We start from the raw sequence: 18,982 nt of genomic DNA, 5'->3' as shown, positions 1-18,982 counted from the left end.
AACACTAAATTCCATAATCATAATGAATCAACACCTATTTATCAAATTTTATTAAAATACTTATATAATAAATATATATTATCATTTTCGAGGTAAAATCTCAAAATCCTCTATTTAATTTATGAAAAACACATAATAAGTGTTACAAATTATTATTGCCAACAAAAAAAGAAATAAACACGTAAGTGTAAAATCGACAGTAGTGAGCAGCAATCTTTAGTTATCCATTCAATGGGCTATAGCTCATACATTATTTCGGGTAAAATCATGAAATAATTAAAACGCTTTAAAAATATGGAGGAAAAAGTAGAATACTGGGGATAAACAATCCAAAATAAAACTTTTCATTTTTCTGAATTATAAATACAATAGAGCTAAGTTAATTAGGAAGGTTTACTAACCATCTATCATGTAATAGTTAATAATCTTAACTAACCAACAAAAATCATTTTGGGGAGAAAAGAACATGAATCTAAAACTAGAAACTGGGTCTCCATATTTTATGAAATATATCAATAAAAAAATAATCCTTCATCATATTCGCATGAGGGGAACCGTTTCAAGGGCAGAAATTGCCGATCAATTACAATTAAGTAAGCCTACAGTATCTAGTATTGTAGATGAGCTACTTGCAGAAGATTGGATCAAAGAAATGGGTAGTGGTGATTCTACCACTCAAGGGGGAAGGAAACCCATTCAATTGCAATTTAATGCCAAAGCTGGATTCATCATCGGGGTAGATATTGGTGGCACTAAGATCGCCTATGGAATAGGGGATCTTGACGGAAATGTAGTGATTCAGGAGGTAATGCCTACTCAACCATTTGTACCAGATGGAATTGTAGACGAACTAGCTGATAGGATTCGAATGTTGTTACACCAAATCAACATTCCAGAAGAAAAAGTATTAGGGATGGGAGTCGGTAGTCCTGGAATAACTAATGTAGAAAAAGGAATAACAACAGCACCAAGTCTAAGTTGGAGTGATTATCCTTTAAAAGAAAAACTGGAAGAAAAATTCCCGTTTCCTGTTTATGTAGATAACGATGTGAATATTTCCGTATTAGGAGAGCAATGGCTAGGATCAGCGGTCAATAAAAAGAATGTCGTGTTAATCACTATCGGTACAGGTATTGGCTGTGGAATCATCTTAAATGGAACCCTTTATCGTGGGGCAAATTGGGCTGCTGGAGAAATTGGCTATATGGTGACAGATAAAAACGCAGCTAAAAAGGATTACAACCCTGTCTTTGATGGATTCGGTTTCTTAGAAAACCATGCAGGAGGGGCATCGATAGAAAAGATAATGAAAAATAGACTAAAAGAGTCTTCAGATCATCCTTTAAGTCAAGTTCCATTTACGACTAAAGATGTATTTACTTATGCCAGAGAAAATGATCCCTTGGCTTTAGAAGTTGTAAATGAGGTGATTGAACATATCGGTTTTGCCCTAGTCAATGTGGCGGCTTTATTTAATCCAGAGATTATTATTATAGGTGGAGGAGTATCTCGATCAGGAATATGGTTTATCGAAAGACTAAATGATATCTTGAAGACCTACCTACCGACTGATGTACAACTCTCTTTAACCAAATTAGGAGATCAAATAGGAATAGTTGGTGGAATGTCCTTGTTCTTAAGAGAACATGAATCATTGCTTAAGATTTAACTCTTATTTTGAAATCGTTTTTTATTAGGGTTACAGTTTGGGAGAACTCTCCCAATAAAATAAAATTTCAAAAATATGTAGGGGGTTAAAGTATTATGAACTGGAAAAAGAGTTTATATCTTTTCGTTGCTGTGGCTATGATTTTTACATTGGTAGCAACAGGCTGTTCATCTAGCAATGAGACTACCAAAAATACAAACGATCAAAAGGAACAAACGACAGATAAAAGCAATGGATTAGAAGAAAAAGTAGTCATTTATTCTCCACATGGGAAAGATATTTTAGGTCAATTTGAGAAAATGTTTGAAGAGAAGAATCCTGGAGTGGACGTACAGTGGTTAGACCTTGGATCTCAGGAAGTATTAGATCGTATTCGTTCAGAGGCTCAAAACCCACAAGCCGATTTGTGGTGGGGAGCACCATCTGTTATGTTTAGTGAAGCAAAAGATGCTGGGCTATTAGAGCCTTATCAACCATCCTATGCAAGTACTTTAGCTGCAGAATTCCATGATAAAGATTGGGCTTGGACAGGTACTAGCCAAACTCCAGAAGTAATTATGTATAACACTAAGTTCTTATCTAAAGAAGAAGCGCCAAAAGATTGGGATGATCTATTAGATCCAAAATGGAAGGATAAAATTATTATTCGTTATCCATTAGCATCAGGAACCATGCGTACGATTTATTCTGCGATCATCTATCGCGATTATAAAGATACAAAAGATCCTACAAAAGGATATGAATGGTTAAAAGCACTTGACCAAAACACCAAAGAATATTCAGCTAATCACGAAATGATGTATAACAAAGTTGCAAAAGGAGAAGGAATTGTTTCCTTATGGGATATGCCAGATGTAGTCATGTTAAAAGAACAAAAGAATTACCCATTTGACTTCATCATTCCTGAAAGCGGGACACCTGTATTAACCGAAGGAATTGCTATCATAAAAGGTGCAAAACATCCAGAAGCAGCAAAAGCATTTTATGAGTTCGTTAACTCACCTGAAGCAACAAAAATCTTAGCTGAGCAACACTTCCGTATTCCAACACGTAATGATATTACTGATTTGCCAGATTGGATTAAAAATACAACGATTAAACCTATGGATATTGACTGGAAAGTGTTCCAAGAGAAGTCTAATGAATGGATGCAATATTGGGATGAAAATATCAAAAATAAAGCAAAACAAGTGAAATAACTAACTATATTAGGGAGAGGGAACTATGGCAACTGTAAAATTACAAGAGGTTGTGAAAGTATTCGGAGATGTTGTTGCCGTCCAAAAGTTAAATTTTACGATTAAAGAAGGGGAATTTTTTACCTTCCTTGGACCAAGCGGTTGTGGGAAAACAACCACATTACGGATGATTGCTGGTTTCTATTATCCAACGGAAGGAAAAGTTCTTTTTGATGAGAAAGATATGACGAAGGTCCCTCCAGAACAAAGAAATACGGGCATGGTGTTCCAAAACTATGCCCTTTTTCCTCACATGACTGTCTTTGAAAATGTAGCTTTTGGACTAAAGTTAAGGAAGTTGTCAAAAAGTGAAATTAAAATCAAAGTATTGGATGCGTTAGCAAAAGTACGTTTAAAAGGTTATGAAGATCGACAAATTACCCAATTAAGTGGGGGGCAACAACAACGTGTAGCCTTGGCAAGGGCTTTAGCTATTGAACCAGCCATTTTATTATTAGATGAACCACTAAGTAACCTTGACGCACGTTTACGTGACGAAATGAGAATGGAAATAAAACGTCTTCAAAAAGAGTATGGCATTACTACAATCTATGTGACTCATGATCAAGTAGAAGCTTTATCGATGAGTGACAGGATTGCAGTCTTTAATATGGGAGTCTGCCAACAAGTGGGAACCCCCTATGAAATCTATAATCAACCAGCTAATGACTTTGTTGCTAGTTTTATTGGGGAGACCAACCTATTCCCAGTCATTTTATCTTCAATAACAGAGAAATCGATTATTGTACAATTAGAAGATCGAATAATTACGGTAAAAAATGAACCGTTAAATAGCGCAGAGGGAATTGACAAAGGCCCTGTTTCCTTATCCATTCGTCCTGAACGGATTAAAATGAGTACAAATCCAATTGGAGTACCTAATGAATTAGAAGGAAAAGTAGAACTCATTCAATTTATAGGGAATGCGATGGAATATGAAATTCGCTGGAAAAATTATTTGATCAAAGCATTAGTCTTAAACGATGGAAATGAAATTGGATTAAAAGAAGGAGATCCAGTTTGGGTTACTTTAAATGAAGATCAATTAAGAGTGATTCCTCGTATTACTGAGGTGAAAAAAGATGAGAAATAAGGAAACGCGGCTCACTGTACTCTTGTTAATTCCAGTCCTTTTAGTTTTACTGTCTTATGTATTATATCCTACGCTTCGGACCTTTTTTGAAAGTTTTCAAAACGATGGAAACTTTACGTTTGAATTTTACCGAGACTTTTTTGACCTTGATCATTTATCCAATCTAGAAGCGCTTTGGAATTCTGTATATATCTCACTATTAAGCGTCGTTTTAAGCGCTTTGATAGGAGTTCCATTAGCGTTTATATTTAGTAGATATGATTTTCCAGGAAGAAGTTTTTTTTCATCTGTTGCGATTTTACCGATGGTACTACCTTCTCTTGTTGGGGTCATGGCCTTTATGTTTTTATATGGGGAAACAGGATTGGTACCAAATGCCATCAAGGATTTATTTCGATTATCCGAAGTCCCTTTTAAAATTAGTGGAGTGTCAGGAATTCTTATTGTTCATGCCTATACCATGTATGTTTATTTTTATATGACTGTTTCTTCAACGATCAATAATATCGACCCTTCATTAGAAGAAGCAGCTTATAACCTTGGGGCAAGTCGTTGGACTGTTTTTTGGAAGGTAACCTTCCCATTGCTAACGCCAGCCCTTGTTGCAGCTTCTTTATTGGTTTTTATGACCTCAATGGCATCCTTTAGTGCTCCTTTTTTATTAGCAGGAGGCTACCGGGTATTAGCATTACAAATTTATTTTTCTAAATTAAATGGTGATATGGGCATTGCTGCTACTCAGTCTGTGATTCTTTCAATTGTATCCATTTCCTTCTTACTCTTTATGCGTTGGTATCAAGGAAGAAGAGATTATCGGATGAGTTCAAAAGGGGTTGGAGTGCATCGTAGTGAGATCAAAAACCCCATTTTAAAATGGAGCCTAGTCACCATTGGTGTATTTGCAGTCATTGTGCTTTTATTCCCTCATTTTACGATTTTTTTATTATCCCTCGTACCAGATGGGACATGGACGTGGCAGACATATCCAACTATCTTTAATATGGAAAACTATCGCTTGTTGTTAGAAGACCCGAAAATTTGGCAACCGGTAAAGAATAGTTTACTTCTAGCAGCGATAGCAACGATTGGAGCATTAGTGATTGGTGTATTGGCCTCTTATCTTTTAGTCAAAAGGAAGTTTAAAGGAAAGAATCTGTTAGATATTTTAGTTATGATTCCTTGGGCTTTACCAGCTACAGTCATTGCCATGAATATGATTTTTGCCTTTAATCAACCGAGCATTTTTAGCTTTGGTAAGATTTTAGTTGGAACATTCTGGATTTTACCGCTAGCTTACTTTATCCGCTATATTCCATTGATCGTTCGTTCCACTAATGCTTCTTTAGAACAGTTAGATGATTCTTTGGAAGAAGCAGCTAGGAATTTAGGAGCAAAATGGTTTTATGCTTTTCGAAAAGTCGTGTTACCGATTGTGATGCCAGGAATTATGTCAGGAGCATTACTTGCGTTTGTTACCGCTGTAGGAGAATTTCCTACCTCTGTATTACTTTATACATTAGACAACAGACCAATCTCGATTGAAATCATGAATCAATTACGAATGTTTAATATGGGGCAGGCTGCAGCGTACGGAACGATTCAAATTGTTTTGATCGGACTTGTACTTTTTATTTCCAATAAATTCTTTAATGTAAAAGCTGAACGTTCATTATAACTCCATAGACTAGGAGATGTCATTGAGATGGAATCAAAATATGTATTGAGTAAAGAAGAATTTATCGCAAATGAAGGCCGATCCTTTCCAGGAAAGACCTATGTAGAGAATTTATTAAAACCAGTCTTTTATGATCAGAGAGATTATTTGTTTGAAGTGATGTTTGAGATTCACCGTGCTCATGTACTGATGTTACTAGAACAAGGGATATTAGAAAAAGAAGAAGCTGCAAAAATTTTAAAAGGTGTGGAAGAAGTAGCTAAGATGAACGATCAAGAGTTAGAATATGATCCGCATTTTGAAGACTTATTTTTCATGATTGAAGCCAAAATTGCTGATACTATTGGAGCTGATTTAGCGGGGAAAATCCATATTGCTCGCAGCCGTAATGATATGGGTGTAGCGATGTATCGCATGGTGTTAAGGGAATACATTCTTGGACTGATCAAAGATACCACTCTCTTACTATCAGCCTTACTTGAGAAAGCAGAAGAACATAAACATACGATTATGCCAGCATATACTCATACTCAGCCGGCACAACCTTCTACGTTAGGCCATTATTTAACAGCAGTCCATGATGTGATTGAACGCGATTTGAAGCGCTTATGGCACGCTTATCATACTGTTAACCGTTCACCCATGGGAGCAGCAGCCATTACGACAACAGGTTTTCCTATCAACAGGGATCGAGTACGCGAATTACTTGGATTTGATGAATTAGTTGAAAATTCCTATGATGCCATTGGTGGCGGAGATTATCTACTAGAATCCTCTACTTCTCTTTTGACTTTAATGGTAGATGTTGGTCGTTTTGTTCAAGATATGTTGCAATATAGTACTAGAGAGTTTGGAACCATTCGTGTTGCTGATCCCTATATTCAGATCAGCAGTATTATGCCACAGAAAAGGAACCCTGTTTCTTTTGAACATTCAAGGTCATTATCCAGTAGCGCTGTTGGGGAAGCTATGGCCGTTATTCAAATGATCCATAATACACCATATGGGGATATTGTAGATACAGAAGACGATTTGCAACCTCATTTATATCGTGGATATGAAATTGGATCTCGAGTGATGCGAATCTTATATTCTGTGGTACGGACGATGGAAGTGGATCAAGAAAAACTACGACAACGTGCAAAAGAGGCTTGTATCACAATCACAGAGTTAGCTGATGTATTAACAAGAGATCATGGCGTTTCTTTTCGTAAAGCCCATCATGTAGCTGCTCGTATATCGAAAAAGGTTATCGCTGAGAAGAAAGAGTTATTTGAATTAGCATTGGATGAAGTGAATCAAATCATTAAGGAAAAAGTTGGAGTTACCTTAACTGAGCAGAATTGGGAAGAGATTGTTTCACCAGAATCTTTTGTTGAAAAAAGGAAAATTCAAGGTGGCCCTAATCCAGATGAAGTAGCTAGAATGATTGAAGTTAGAATAGATAAATGGAAACAGTATGAACAACAATTAGAGAATATTTGGGATGGGTTACAAGAAAGTAAGAAGAAGTTACAAAGTACTGTCTTTCATGTAATCCAAAAAGGTGGTTTATCCTCATGAAAGGGACTTTAACAAGGACCTTAAAGATGGAAAATATAAATGTTGTGATCGTTAAAGATTATTTTGCAATGAGTCAATATGCAGCTAATCAAATTATTGAATTGGTGAATAAGCAAAAAGGAAAGAAAGTCGTACTTGGTCTTGCCACTGGAAATACCCCTATTGGGATGTATCAAGAACTTGTAAAAAACTATAGGGATGAGAAAGTCTCCTTTCTAGATGTAGTTTCGTTTAATCTTGATGAATATTATCCGATAGATGCGAGTCATTCTTTAAGTTTTACATCTTTTATGAAACATTATTTCTTTGATCACGTGGATATACAAATGGAAAATGTATTTATACCACTCGTAGAAAGGGATAGTACGGAAAAAGAGATTCAAGCCTTTTGTCAAGCATATGAAAAGAAAATAAAGACCTATGGTGGAATCGATCTACAAATTTTAGGGATTGGCTCCAACGGCCATATTGGCTTTAATGAACCGGGAACACCATTTTACAGTCGAACTCATTTAGTCAAACTTACTGATGAGACGATTCAAGCTAACGGTTTAAGAGAGAATGGACTAGAAGTGAACCAAGCCATTACTGTTGGTATTGAAACCATCATGGAAAGTAAAAAGATCCTATTACTTGCCTCAGGTCAAGACAAAACAAAGATCATGAAGCAATTTTTTGAAAGAAATGTAACAGTAAATTTACCTGCCTCTATCTTAAAGAAACATTCTAATGTAACGATTGTAATAGATAAGGGAGCATTGGGGGCACAAAAGATCAATTTGCTCCATCCATCCGTGCCCAAGCAGCAGTCTTAACTTATACCTAGCCTTTTTAGAAGGGCTAGGTAAATTTTTTTCCGAATTATTTTTCTATGTTCAGTAGTTGGTAAAGATTCTTCATTTTCATTTTGAAGAATTTTGACTACTTTTGTCGATTGCAAGGAAAGTGAACCTTTAATGTTGAAAGTTAATAGTCAAATAGGGAGAGGCTATAAGAGAATAGTAGATGCGGTCATTGAATCAATCGTGAAATGTGTGGAAAATGATTTACCTGATTGGCAAAGTGATGCCGTTCGACGTTTGTTAACTCAAAATGAGTTAACGGATGAAGATGAGTTAGAGATTTTATCTATGGTAAAAAGTTTATATGGGCTTAATAATGGAGATCAATTATTAGTTAGCCCAAAGCCGTTAAAGTCAAGTGATATACTTGGAACCAAGTATAAATCAATGAAATTAACCATGAAGGCAATGAGTGATCTTCGTAATGTCAATGCTATTCCTGATGGTTCTGGTCTTAAATTCGCACATAAAGGTTTAAGTGTTATGTATGGAGAAAATCGAGCAGGAAAATCAGGATATGTCCGCGTAATGAAACGGGCTTGTAAAGCTAGGGATCCTAAGGAAAAAGTTTAATCGAATATGGTGTTAATGAAACAGGTAGTACTGCTCAATCAAAATTTAAGATTGCTATAGATGATAATCCGGATGAAGAAGTATGTTGGAGAGATTAAAAAGATTACGAGAACGTTTAGAACATGAAAAGCCTGTTATCAACAAACTTGAATATAAAGACATTCCTGCTAATACTGAAGCAAATAAGATAATTGCCGAACTCTCTTATAAAACACAAGAAGAAAAAATAGAAAAGTATGCTACATGGGATGATGAACATGAAACTCGATTAATGGAATTAAGAAAGAAAGTTACTGAGGCAGATATAAATGATCCAATTAAACAAGCAAAAAAAGATTCGTAATTTGAAGGAGAGAATTGATCAAATCACTAAAAAGATCGAGAAAATGCATGGCAAATGCTATAAAACGCTGCGAAAGAGTATTTAATACAGTTGGCTTATCCGGAAAAATTCCCTCTTTTGGATTCAATAAAAGACGTTTTGGATGAGGTTGGTAATAGAGATGAAAACACTGTAATTAAATTAGAATGCTTTTTAAAAACAACTGAAAAACGTGCAAAGGAAATGATCCAGACAGCTTCCGATAAACAGAAAGAGGATAGAAAAATCGACTTTGGTATGAGTAAATGTTCCAAATGGATGATAGGTCATGATAACACTGTGTCATTAAATGTAAATCTTCCATCTCTAGATGAAATTGAAAATGATATTAAGTATATTGAGAATTACATTAAGGAAATTAATAGTAGAGGTAGAAGAAACCAAAAACGACGGGAAGCGATGCTAAGTTCAGAGATAACTAAAATAGGTTAATGTATTATGTCAGGATATTGCTGTTTTAAACTTAAATGAAGTAGTTGACTGAATAAATCCAGCTATTATTTTGCTAATGTGTTGAGATTATTAAAAATTTTTAGCTTAGGTTTAAACAAAATATGCTAAAATGCTAGTGAAGATAGTCTATTAAATGAGGACAATACATCAATAAAAGGTTTATTAATGACTAAACATAAGGTGTTTAGATTATTAAGGCTGGATAATTCGCTTATTCAGGAGTTTAATATAGTATAATAAATTTTAATGATCTAAAAAGGGTGTTTATAATGAACAAGTTAAAAGACCAGGATGTAAGAAATGTACTATTAGAGGAATTAAACTCAATATATTCAGAAGATGAGAATACAATTATCATCAATGAACTTGGAATTGATTTTGGTGCGTCTAGAATTGATATAGCAGTTGTGAACGGAATAATGCATGGCTATGAAATAAAAAGTGAAAGCGACACTCTTAATAGGTTACCCAAACAAATGGAGTATTATAATAGAGTTTTTGAAAGAATGACTATTGTTGTGGACAGAAAATATTATGAGGAAACTAAAAACTTAGTACCAAAGTGGTGGGGAATTACTATAGTAAACAAAAAAAATGGAAGTATACAATTACAACAAAAAAGAAAGGGACGAAAAAGAACGCCCCAAGACAAGGAATTATTATTAAAACTCCTTTGGAAAGATGAATTGGAAAAATTTGTCGATGTTTTAGGATTACCAAAACATTTTAAACGTTTAAAGAAACTTCAATTATTAGATTTATTTTGTAGTGAGGCAGAAATAAATATAATTCGGCCATTTGTTTATGAAGCATTAAAAACACGTAAACTCTGGCGTAATTGAGTAGATGTTAATTCAATATGGTGGTTAATTCCATATTCAATGGTTTTAGAGTGATTGCTTATTATAAGAGATCTCTCAGCACATAGTTTTAAAGCCTTATCTCCTTCTGAAAAATTTTCTCTAAAATATAAGTCACTTTCTACAATTTCTTGACAAATAAGATGAAAATTGTCTATCCCATTATCTTTTATAAGTGAAGACTTACCAATCATATAGGTATCTTCCGTGGTATAGAAAATCTTAATATATGTATTGTAATAGTCAATTCTTGCATCTTGGTCAGGTTCGGGACTAAATCTAACTGTATAATCGGAAAACTTTAAATATGGAAACTCGCTTTTTAATAAATTAAATGATTTAAAGTCATCCCTCAAAGAGCCGACATCAAAAGACATAGCACCTACATTACTAGCGTCTTCAGGACATGATGTGATCGATAAGATAATTTCTGAGTTATTAATTTGAGAAAAAATATTTACCGCTTTTCTAATTCTTTCAATGGTGGAAGGTTTATTACCAAAATCTAGTATTACGTAATATTTTTTAGTTGATCCCTCAAACCTACTGATAATATTGGAATTGATGGTCTGAAATATTATATTATCTAGGGTGCTGTTAAAGTCATGGCAGCGAACTCTGATAGCGATTTTTTCTCTTCTTAGTTTTAAAATGGAATCAATAAACCATTGTGGGGAATCAAAGTGAACAACTGGAATAAAATTTAATTCATATTCAAGCATTTTTTTGAACAGTGTGTGATGATATCTTCATTTATCTCATTAAATAGTACTTCATCAAACTCTCCTAATTTATCATACGCTTGTTTATAATCGTAAATAAACTCGTGTTTTGCCATTTTACTACTCAAATAACTACCTAATGTATTAAAGGTTGTCCACCATGTATCTTTGTTATGTCTTGGGATTTTTTTGATTGTAATATTGGAATAATTGATGATTTTGTGCTTTCTTTTAATGAAGCATAAGCATTCATTTCTGCAGTTGAAATATTTAATATGGGAAAATACGTGACCATTGTTAACTCCTCTCCTTTTTTATTTTTTACTTTTAAAAGACTCACCTCCTGTTACTTATCAATTCATTAAATATTCAGTGAATTCCTCTAACGAAATTTGACTAGTTTTGTCGAATAAAGATAAAATCTAAATAAATAATGAGAAAAGAGCACCTATCTTTCATAATAAAAGAAGGTGCTCTTTTACGATCACAAAGCTTCCCACCATTTCTATAAATAGAACTCTACTATAGTAAAGTTATCAGTTTTATAATAAATATTGTTAATATAATCACGAAATTAGTACTTTTTTGTAAAATTTATGATGAAAATGTCGAAATGAGCAGGATTCTTGATTACGTTAGGAGAAAACTATTAAATTGTAATGTAAAAAAATTGTATCTACGCATTCGTTATATTTAGTTAAGAGGTTGAAAGAGTGATTATATGAGAATCTATCCAGTAATTAAACGTATTTTAGACTTTATATTATCCCTTATTGCAATGCTTATACTATGGCCACTTTTTCTAATTATTGCAATAATAATAAAACTAGACTCCAAAGGTCCAGTATTCTTCAAACAAAAGCGTATAGGTAAGAATAAGAAATACTTTTATATATTAAAGTTTAGAACTATGAGAACAGATACACCGAAAGACATGCCTACTCATATGCTCCAGAATCCAGATCAGTTCATTACAAAGGTAGGGAAATTTCTTAGGAAAACTAGCTTAGACGAGTTACCGCAGATTATTAATATTTTAAAAGGTGAAATGAGTATCATTGGACCTAGACCAGCTCTGTGGAATCAGAATGATCTCATAGCTGAACGTGATAAGTATGGAGCTAATGCTGTGTATCCAGGTCTTACAGGCTGGGCTCAAATAAATGGTAGGGATGAACTTCCTATAGAAGTGAAGGCAAGTCTGGATGGCGAGTATGTACAAAGAATGAGTTTTACTTTTGATATAAAGATATTTTTTAAAACAGTATTTAGTGTCCTACGAAGTGAAGGGATAAAAGAAGGAACTAGTGAGTCGAAGAAAGAGGTATCTCTATAATTGGATAATTCGGTATATGTAAGAGAATCTTTAAGGGGGATCATATCGTGCTTTATGTTACGGGAATTACAGGACATACTGGTAAATGGTTTTTGGATAGATTAATCAAGGAGAATTATCAAGGTAAAATTAGATGCTTGGTAAGAGAAAATAGCAATACGGAACTCCTTGATCATTCAGGGCTTAATATAGAAAAAGTATACGGAAGTCTAGAGGACAAAGCTTTATTGGTATCATCAATGGCAGGAGTTGAAACAGTTGTACATATTTCCTCTATTTTATTTTCAAACAACGTCATGGATGCTGCAATAAAGAATAATGTGAAATGGGCAATTCTTGTTCATACAACAGGAAGATACTCCAAATATAAAAGTGCATCGGAAGAGTATATTAAAATCGAAGATGGAATACTTAAAAAGCGTGGGCAAATAGGCATTACCGTATTAAGACCAACAATGATATATGGATCCTCTGAAGATAGAAATATGTATAAGCTTGTTGATTACCTATACAGACATAAGTTCTTCCCTATGTTTGGGAAAGGTGAGAACCTAATGCAGCCAGTTCATGCTAAAGATTTGGGTTATGCCTATTATGATGTCTTAGTAAATAAAGATAAGACTTTTAATAAAGAATACAACTTATCTGGGAAATCCCCTATTAAATATATAGATTTAGTTAAAGCTGTCTCTGATACGTTAGGAAGAAAGAATATCATTGTAAAAATACCTTTATGGATTTCTATCTTAGCAGCCAAAGTATATAATGCAATAGATAAAAAGGCTATTATTTCTGTTGAGTAAGTACTCAGAATGCAAGAAGATAAAGACTTCAATTATGATGAAGCAGCTAAGGACTTTGGGTATACACCTTTATCTTTCCAAGAAGGTATTAAAGGGGAAGTAGAGGAATATTTGCGTAGTAAGCAAAGAGGAAGATAACAATGAAAATTCTTGTAATCAGTCAATATTTCTATCCTGAACAATTTAGGGTCAATGATATCTGTTTTGAGTTAGCAAAAGAAGGACATGAAGTAACGGTTCTCACAGGTCTTCCAAACTACCCTAGTGGGGTTATAGATAGTAAATATAGAGGTTTTAAAAATAGAACTGAAGAGATCAATGGGGTAAAAGTTATACGTTCTTGGCTTCTTGGAAGAGGAAAGGGAGTCAAAAAGTTAGCACTTAACTATATTAGTTTTGCTTTATCTTCTACACTAAAAGCTATTTTTATGAAGAAAGATTTTGATGTAATTTTAGTTTATCAGCTTTCACCAGTAACAATGGCTCTCCCAGGTATTCTATTAAAAAAGCTTACAAAAAAGCCCCTCATCATATACTGCCATGATTTGTGGCCTGAAAGTGTAGCAGCTGCTGGAATTTCACCAGAAAGTAAAATATATAGTGTTTTACAAAAATTAAGCAAGTGGATTTATAAGAGTGCAGATGAAATATTCACAAGCTCTAAACTATTTGAAGAATACTTTAACCACACATTAGATATATATGATCACATTACTCACCTTCCAGTATACGCAGAAGCTTTATTTGAGAATATTCGTTCCACAAATAGAAGTGATGAAACAGTAAACTTAGTCTTTGCAGGGAATATAGGTGAAATGCAAAGTGTAGAGACGATTATCTATGCTGCAAATGAGCTTAGAGAAGATCATCACATAAAGTTTCATATTGTGGGTGATGGTTCTTCTCGTGAAAAATGTGAAGAATTAGCCGATACATTACAGCTTCAAAATGTAATCTTCCACGGGCAACATCCTATTTCGGAAATGCCTAGATTTTACGAAATGGCAGATGCTTTTCTAATTACCTTAAAAGATAATAAAGTGATTTCCTATACATTGCCCAACAAAGTTCAGTCCTATATGGCAGCAGGAAAGCCAATTATAGGGGCAATAAATGGAGAAACACAAATCGTGATTGATGAAGCAAATTGTGGATTATGTGCTCCAGCAGAAGACTATAAAGAACTAGCTAATAACATAATAAAGTTTGTAAAAGAAAAAGAGAAACATTCTATTTATGGTGAAAACGCAAGAAAATACTATGACAACAACTTCTCTAAAAAGAGATATATAGAGAGATTAAATCGTTTACTACAAAAAATAATTTAAGTGGAGATGTTTAATATGTTCAAAGATAAAACACTACTAATCACTGGAGGCACAGGCTCCTTTGGTCATGCTGTAATGAAAAGATTCTTAGATACTGAAGTAAAAGAAATTCGCATCTTCTCACGTGATGAAAAAAAACAAGATGATATGAGAAAGTTGTATAAAAACGATAAGCTTAAGTTTTACTTAGGAGATGTTAGAGACCTAGCCAGTGTAAAGAATGCCATGCATGGTGTAGACTATATTTTTCATGCAGCTGCATTAAAACAAGTTCCATCCTGTGAGTTCTTTCCTCTTGAAGCAGTAAAGACAAATGTGTTAGGTACAGATAATGTACTTACAGCTGCTATAGAATATGGTGTAAAAAAAGTGATTTGCCTTTCTACAGATAAAGCAGCTTATCCTATCAATGCAATGGGAATCTCTAAAGCGATGATGGAAAAGGTATTTGTGGCCAAATCAAGAACAGTATCTCCTGATAGAACCCTAATATGTGGAACAAGATACGGAAACGTGATGGCCTCTCGTGGGTCAGTTATACCTTTATTTATTGAGCAAATTAAAAGTGGACAACCATTAACAATTACAGATCCAAATATGACAAGGTTTTTAATGAGTCTTGAAGAAGCTGTAGAGCTTGTGGTATTTGCCTTTGAAAATGCCCAAGCAGGGGATATTATGGTCCAAAAAGCTCCAGCGTCTACAATTGGAGACCTTGCTCAAGCTTTGATAGAATTGTTTAACGCTGATAATGAGATTAAGATAATTGGTACGCGTCATGGGGAAAAATTATATGAAACTCTACTTACAAAAGAAGAACGTGTAGTAGCTGAGGATTTTGGGGGATATTTTAGAGTACCAGCTGATCAAAGAGATCTTAATTATGACAAATACTTTATAGAAGGAGATCAGCGGTTAGTTACAGAGGTTGAATATAATTCGAATAATACAGAACGTTTAAATATAAAACAAATAAAAGAAAAACTATTAGAAATAGACTATGTTAGAAAAGAGTTAGAAAGTTGGAGTAAAGTATGAAAATACTTGTAACTGGGGCAAAGGGTTTTATAGGAAAAAATCTTATTGCCGAATTAAAAAATAGAAAATATACGGATATCCTTGAATATACTAAGGATACGAATCCATCTTTATTAGATGAGTATTGCAAAGAAGCTGATTTTGTCTTTCACCTTGCAGGTGTTAATCGACCAAAAGACCAATCAGAGTTTATGAAAGGGAATTTTGGCTTTACATCAACTTTGCTTGCTACATTAAAAGAATATAATAATAACTGCCCAATTATGATTTCATCATCTATTCAAGCAGAATTAGATAATTCTTATGGAAGAAGCAAAAAAGCAGGAGAAGATTTGCTCTTTAAATATAGTAAAGAAACAGGTGCAAAAGTGCTTGTTTATCGACTACCTAATGTTTTTGGTAAATGGTGCAGACCAAATTACAACAGTGTTATAGCAACGTTTTGCTATAATATAGCCCATGATTTACCTATTACAGTGAATGATCCAAGTGTTGTGATGAATCTTGTGTATATAGATGATGTGGTAAATGAGTTGATTAATGCTTTAAACGGCAAAGAAAATGCAGTTGGAGATTTTTGTGAAGTGCCTGTAGTGCATACCATTACTTTGGGAGAAATCGTAGATTTGATTTATTCATTTAAAAAGAGCCGTGAGGAACGTACTATTCCAGATATGTCTGACGCATTTACAAAGAAGCTTTATAGCACATATTTAAGTTATTTGCCTAAAGATCGATTCAGTTACGAACTTAAAATGAATGTGGACTATCGAGGTTCCTTTACGGAGTTTATCAAAACACCAGACAGAGGACAGGTTTCAGTAAATATATCTAAACCAGGAATAACAAAGGGAAATCACTGGCATCATACAAAAAATGAAAAATTTCTTGTAGTTAGTGGAAAGGGAGTTATTCGTTTTAGAAAAATCGATTCAGATGAAACCATCGAATATTACGTTAGTGGGGATAAACTGGAAGTTGTAGATATACCACCAGGTTATACCCATAACATTGAAAACCTAGGGGACACGGATATGGTTACAATAATGTGGGCTAATGAACCTTTTGATCTAGAAAAGCCAGACACATATTATTTGGAGGTTTAATATATGAAGAAGCTAAAAGTAATGACTGTCGTTGGAACCAGACCAGAAATTATAAGGCTTTCAGCTGTAATCAATAAACTAGATGAATCAAAAGCAATAGAACATGTTTTAGTCCATACAGGTCAGAACTATGATTATGAATTAAATGAAGTGTTTTTCAAAGATTTGGAACTAAAAAAACCTGATTATTTTTTAAATGCAGCAACAGATTCACCAATGGAAACTATAGGTAATATTTTAATTAAAATAGATCCTATTTTAGAAGAAGTAAAGCCAGACGCTTTTCTAGTGCTGGGGGATACAAACAGCTGCTTATGTGCCATTGCAGCAAAGAGAAGACATATTCCTATATTTCATATGGAAGCAGGAAACAGATGCTTTGACCAAAGAGTTCCTGAAGAAACCAACAGGAAGATTGTAGACCATATATCCGATATTAATATGCCTTATAGCGATATAGCAAGAGAGTATTTATTAAAAGAAGGACTTCCGGCCGATAGAATTATAAAAACCGGCAGCCCCATGTTTGAAGTAATCAATTCAAGAAAGGAAGATATTGAGAAATCAGATGTATTGGAAAGATTAGGGCTTGAAGAAGAAAAATATTTTGTAGTATCGGCTCATAGAGAAGAAAACATAAACTCAGATGAAAACTTTTTGAATTTAGTAGATAGCATAAACGCTTTAGCAGAGAAATATAAAATGCCGGTAATAGTAAGTACCCATCCAAGAACAAGAAAAATGATAGAGGCAAAGGGCATAAAATTCAATTCTTTAATTAAGACAATGAAACCATTAGGCTTTAATGATTATATAAAACTTCAAATCAATGCAAAGGCTGTTCTCAGTGATAGTGGAACCATAAGTGAAGAAGCTTCAATACTTGGATTAAGAGCACTTAACATAAGACAAGCCCATGAAAGACCGGAAGCTATGGAAGAAGCATCGGTAATACTGGTTGGGCTGAACAAGGAAAGGATACTTCAAGGGTTAGAGATATTAGAGACACAAGGAAAGGGCACATTAAGGCTCGTGGAGGACTATAGTATGCCTAATGTTTCGGACAAGGTGCTGAGGATTATATTGTCTTATACAGACTATGTGAATAGAGTTGTTTGGGGAAATTTTGATGAAAGTATTGCAGATTAATTCAGTATGCGGAATTGGTAGTACAGGAAGGATTGTTACTGACATTCATAATATATTAATTGAACAAGGTCATGAAAGCTATATTGCATACGGGAGAGATCTGCCTAAGAATTGTGATACTCCGATTAAGATAGGTAGTAAGTTAGATAATTATAAACACGTAGCTTTAACTAGAATATTTGATAAGCATGGATTTGGTTCGAAGAAGGCTACTCAAAAGTTTATCGAAAAAGTTAAAGAATTGGACCCAGACATCATTCATTTGCATAATATTCATGGATACTATATTAATATTGAGGTTTTATTTGATTATTTGAAGAAGGCAGATAAACCTGTTGTTTGGACACTTCACGATTGTTGGAGTTTTACAGGTCACTGCGCTTATTTTGATTATGTAGGTTGTGATAAATGGAAAACAGGTTGTTACGATTGTCCTGAGAAAAATTCATATCCAGCGAGTGTGATTATAGATAATTCAAAAGACAATTACATTAAGAAAAAGGAACTTTTCACAGGCATTAAGAACCTCACAATAGTTACACCTTCAAAATGGTTGGCTGGTCTAGTAAAGCAGTCATATTTAAGAGAATATCCTGTTGAAGTTATTAACAATGGAATTGATTTGGACGTGTTCAAACCTACTCAGAGTGATTTTAGAGAAAGATTTAATTTAGAAGATAAGTTTATTATCCTTGGTGTCGCCAGTACATGGGATCGCAGAAAGGGTTTTAAATATTTCATAGAGTTATCTAAGAAGATTAAAAATGATGAAGCTATCGTTTTAGTGGGTTTGTCAGAAAAACAAAGAAAATATTTGCCTAAAAATATCATAGGGATTACACGAACTAGCAACGTTAAAGAGCTAGCCGAGATTTATACAGCAGCAGATGTATTTTTAAACCCAACTTTAGAAGATAATTTTCCAACGACTAACTTAGAAGCATTAGCTTGTGGTACACCTATTATAACCTTTAATACAGGTGGAAGCCCTGAGAGTATAGAGGATATTACTACCAATATAGTAGATAAAGGTAATGTAGATGGTTTATTAAAAAGTATTCAAAAAGCAAAGGATAATAAAATTTATTTTCAAGAAAAATTGATTGAGCGAGCTAAACTTAAGTATGATAAAGAAAAAAATTTCTTAAAGTA

At 34.0% G+C, this 18,982-nt stretch carries 19 protein-coding genes; 18 read left to right on the top strand and 1 reads right to left on the bottom strand.

Translation table 11 applies throughout. The annotated features are described in order from the left end of the window. Positions 1-466: 466 nt before the first annotated feature. From U473_RS11435 to U473_RS11390, 10 genes are all read left to right on the top strand, one after another. Complete coding sequence (locus U473_RS11435; protein ID WP_082732517.1) at positions 467-1,669, top strand: ROK family transcriptional regulator; 1,203 nt, start codon at positions 467-469, stop codon at positions 1,667-1,669. Positions 1,670-1,764: 95 nt separating this feature from the next. Then, a complete protein-coding gene (locus tag U473_RS11430; protein ID WP_068726479.1) occupies positions 1,765-2,868 on the top strand; it encodes an extracellular solute-binding protein in 1,104 nt (367 codons plus the stop codon). 25 nt (positions 2,869-2,893) lie between these two features. Continuing rightward, positions 2,894-4,000, top strand: coding sequence for an ABC transporter ATP-binding protein (locus U473_RS11425; protein WP_068726477.1), 1,107 nt, complete (start codon positions 2,894-2,896; stop codon positions 3,998-4,000). Further along, positions 3,990-5,675: an ABC transporter permease gene (locus U473_RS11420; protein WP_068726475.1), complete on the top strand. Its 1,686-nt coding sequence runs from the start codon at positions 3,990-3,992 to the stop codon at positions 5,673-5,675. The genes U473_RS11425 and U473_RS11420 overlap by 11 nt, the downstream gene beginning before the upstream one ends. A 27-nt stretch (positions 5,676-5,702) precedes the next feature. Continuing rightward, on the top strand, positions 5,703-7,238 hold the full coding sequence (gene argH / locus U473_RS11415) for an argininosuccinate lyase (protein WP_068726473.1): 1,536 nt from the start codon (positions 5,703-5,705) through the stop codon (positions 7,236-7,238). After that, positions 7,235-8,053, top strand: coding sequence for a glucosamine-6-phosphate deaminase (gene nagB / locus U473_RS11410; protein ID WP_235589113.1), 819 nt, complete (start codon positions 7,235-7,237; stop codon positions 8,051-8,053). The genes argH and nagB overlap by 4 nt, the downstream gene beginning before the upstream one ends. A 141-nt stretch (positions 8,054-8,194) precedes the next feature. Next, positions 8,195-8,653 carry a hypothetical protein gene (locus U473_RS11405; protein WP_068726470.1) on the top strand — a complete coding sequence of 153 codons (459 nt, stop codon included), beginning with the start codon at positions 8,195-8,197 and terminating at the stop codon, positions 8,651-8,653. A gap of 82 nt (positions 8,654-8,735) precedes the next feature. Beyond that, positions 8,736-8,996 (top strand): hypothetical protein, encoded by a 261-nt coding sequence (locus U473_RS11400; protein ID WP_068726468.1) that lies wholly within the window; start codon positions 8,736-8,738, stop codon positions 8,994-8,996. Between the two features lie 90 nt (positions 8,997-9,086). Then, positions 9,087-9,467, top strand: coding sequence for a hypothetical protein (locus U473_RS11395; protein WP_068726466.1), 381 nt, complete (start codon positions 9,087-9,089; stop codon positions 9,465-9,467). Positions 9,468-9,757: 290 nt separating this feature from the next. Next, entirely contained in the window at positions 9,758-10,330 is a 573-nt protein-coding gene (locus tag U473_RS11390; protein WP_068726464.1) for a sce7726 family protein, read from the top strand. On the opposite strand, the gene U473_RS11385 is transcribed toward U473_RS11390, so the two are convergent. Further along, entirely contained in the window at positions 10,291-11,070 is a 780-nt protein-coding gene (locus tag U473_RS11385; protein WP_068726462.1) for a beta family protein, read from the bottom strand. The two genes, U473_RS11390 and U473_RS11385, sit on opposite strands and share 40 nt — an antisense overlap. A 721-nt stretch (positions 11,071-11,791) precedes the next feature. Here U473_RS11385 and U473_RS11380 point away from each other — a divergent pair. From U473_RS11380 to U473_RS11350, 8 genes are all read left to right on the top strand, one after another. Continuing rightward, the gene (locus U473_RS11380; protein ID WP_068726460.1) at positions 11,792-12,406 is read left to right on the top strand and encodes a sugar transferase; all 615 of its coding nucleotides are present in this window, start codon (positions 11,792-11,794) and stop codon (positions 12,404-12,406) included. A gap of 47 nt (positions 12,407-12,453) precedes the next feature. Continuing rightward, a complete protein-coding gene (locus U473_RS14390; protein ID WP_082732516.1) occupies positions 12,454-13,209 on the top strand; it encodes an NAD-dependent epimerase/dehydratase family protein in 756 nt (251 codons plus the stop codon). A gap of 9 nt (positions 13,210-13,218) precedes the next feature. Further along, positions 13,219-13,347, top strand: a complete 129-nt coding sequence (locus U473_RS15440; RefSeq protein ID WP_268807445.1) for a hypothetical protein — start codon at positions 13,219-13,221, stop codon at positions 13,345-13,347. Between the two features lie 2 nt (positions 13,348-13,349). Continuing rightward, a complete protein-coding gene (locus tag U473_RS11370; protein WP_068726457.1) occupies positions 13,350-14,537 on the top strand; it encodes a glycosyltransferase family 4 protein in 1,188 nt (395 codons plus the stop codon). Between the two features lie 15 nt (positions 14,538-14,552). Next, positions 14,553-15,575: a nucleoside-diphosphate sugar epimerase/dehydratase gene (locus tag U473_RS11365; protein ID WP_068726455.1), complete on the top strand. Its 1,023-nt coding sequence runs from the start codon at positions 14,553-14,555 to the stop codon at positions 15,573-15,575. Then, positions 15,572-16,681: a capsular polysaccharide biosynthesis protein CapF gene (locus U473_RS11360; protein ID WP_068726453.1), complete on the top strand. Its 1,110-nt coding sequence runs from the start codon at positions 15,572-15,574 to the stop codon at positions 16,679-16,681. The genes U473_RS11365 and U473_RS11360 overlap by 4 nt, the downstream gene beginning before the upstream one ends. 3 nt (positions 16,682-16,684) lie before the next feature. Beyond that, positions 16,685-17,830, top strand: coding sequence for a non-hydrolyzing UDP-N-acetylglucosamine 2-epimerase (gene wecB / locus U473_RS11355; RefSeq protein WP_068726451.1), 1,146 nt, complete (start codon positions 16,685-16,687; stop codon positions 17,828-17,830). Then, the coding region (locus tag U473_RS11350) for a glycosyltransferase (RefSeq protein ID WP_068726448.1) at positions 17,811-18,982 on the top strand (1,172 nt) is incomplete at its 3' end. The genes wecB and U473_RS11350, both read left to right, overlap by 20 nt.

Source organism: Tepidibacillus decaturensis (genome assembly GCF_001561915.1).
GTDB classification, from domain to species: domain Bacteria; phylum Bacillota; class Bacilli; order Tepidibacillales; family Tepidibacillaceae; genus Tepidibacillus_B; species Tepidibacillus_B infernus.
Note: the sequence above shows the minus strand (reverse complement) of the source record. Positions and strands in the feature narration are given on the sequence as shown.

Excerpts from the sequence above, each read along its gene's own strand:
- U473_RS11430 (WP_068726479.1), top strand. The coding sequence starts at position 1,765 with ATGAACTGGAAAAAGAGTTTATATCTTTTCGTTGCTGTGGCTATGATT.
- U473_RS11435 (WP_082732517.1), top strand. The coding sequence starts at position 467 with ATGAATCTAAAACTAGAAACTGGGTCTCCATATTTTATGAAATATATC.
- U473_RS11405 (WP_068726470.1), top strand. The coding sequence starts at position 8,195 with ATGTTGAAAGTTAATAGTCAAATAGGGAGAGGCTATAAGAGAATAGTA.
- argH (WP_068726473.1), top strand. The coding sequence starts at position 5,703 with ATGGAATCAAAATATGTATTGAGTAAAGAAGAATTTATCGCAAATGAA.
- wecB (WP_068726451.1), top strand. The coding sequence starts at position 16,685 with ATGAAGAAGCTAAAAGTAATGACTGTCGTTGGAACCAGACCAGAAATT.
- U473_RS11420 (WP_068726475.1), top strand. The coding sequence starts at position 3,990 with ATGAGAAATAAGGAAACGCGGCTCACTGTACTCTTGTTAATTCCAGTC.
- U473_RS11380 (WP_068726460.1), top strand. The coding sequence starts at position 11,792 with ATGAGAATCTATCCAGTAATTAAACGTATTTTAGACTTTATATTATCC.
- U473_RS11385 (WP_068726462.1), bottom strand. The coding sequence starts at position 11,070 with ATGCTTGAATATGAATTAAATTTTATTCCAGTTGTTCACTTTGATTCC.
- U473_RS11390 (WP_068726464.1), top strand. The coding sequence starts at position 9,758 with ATGAACAAGTTAAAAGACCAGGATGTAAGAAATGTACTATTAGAGGAA.
- U473_RS11360 (WP_068726453.1), top strand. The coding sequence starts at position 15,572 with ATGAAAATACTTGTAACTGGGGCAAAGGGTTTTATAGGAAAAAATCTT.
- U473_RS11365 (WP_068726455.1), top strand. The coding sequence starts at position 14,553 with ATGTTCAAAGATAAAACACTACTAATCACTGGAGGCACAGGCTCCTTT.
- U473_RS11400 (WP_068726468.1), top strand. The coding sequence starts at position 8,736 with ATGTTGGAGAGATTAAAAAGATTACGAGAACGTTTAGAACATGAAAAG.
- U473_RS15440 (WP_268807445.1), top strand. The coding sequence starts at position 13,219 with ATGCAAGAAGATAAAGACTTCAATTATGATGAAGCAGCTAAGGACTTT.
- nagB (WP_235589113.1), top strand. The coding sequence starts at position 7,235 with ATGAAAGGGACTTTAACAAGGACCTTAAAGATGGAAAATATAAATGTT.
- U473_RS11370 (WP_068726457.1), top strand. The coding sequence starts at position 13,350 with ATGAAAATTCTTGTAATCAGTCAATATTTCTATCCTGAACAATTTAGG.
- U473_RS11425 (WP_068726477.1), top strand. The coding sequence starts at position 2,894 with ATGGCAACTGTAAAATTACAAGAGGTTGTGAAAGTATTCGGAGATGTT.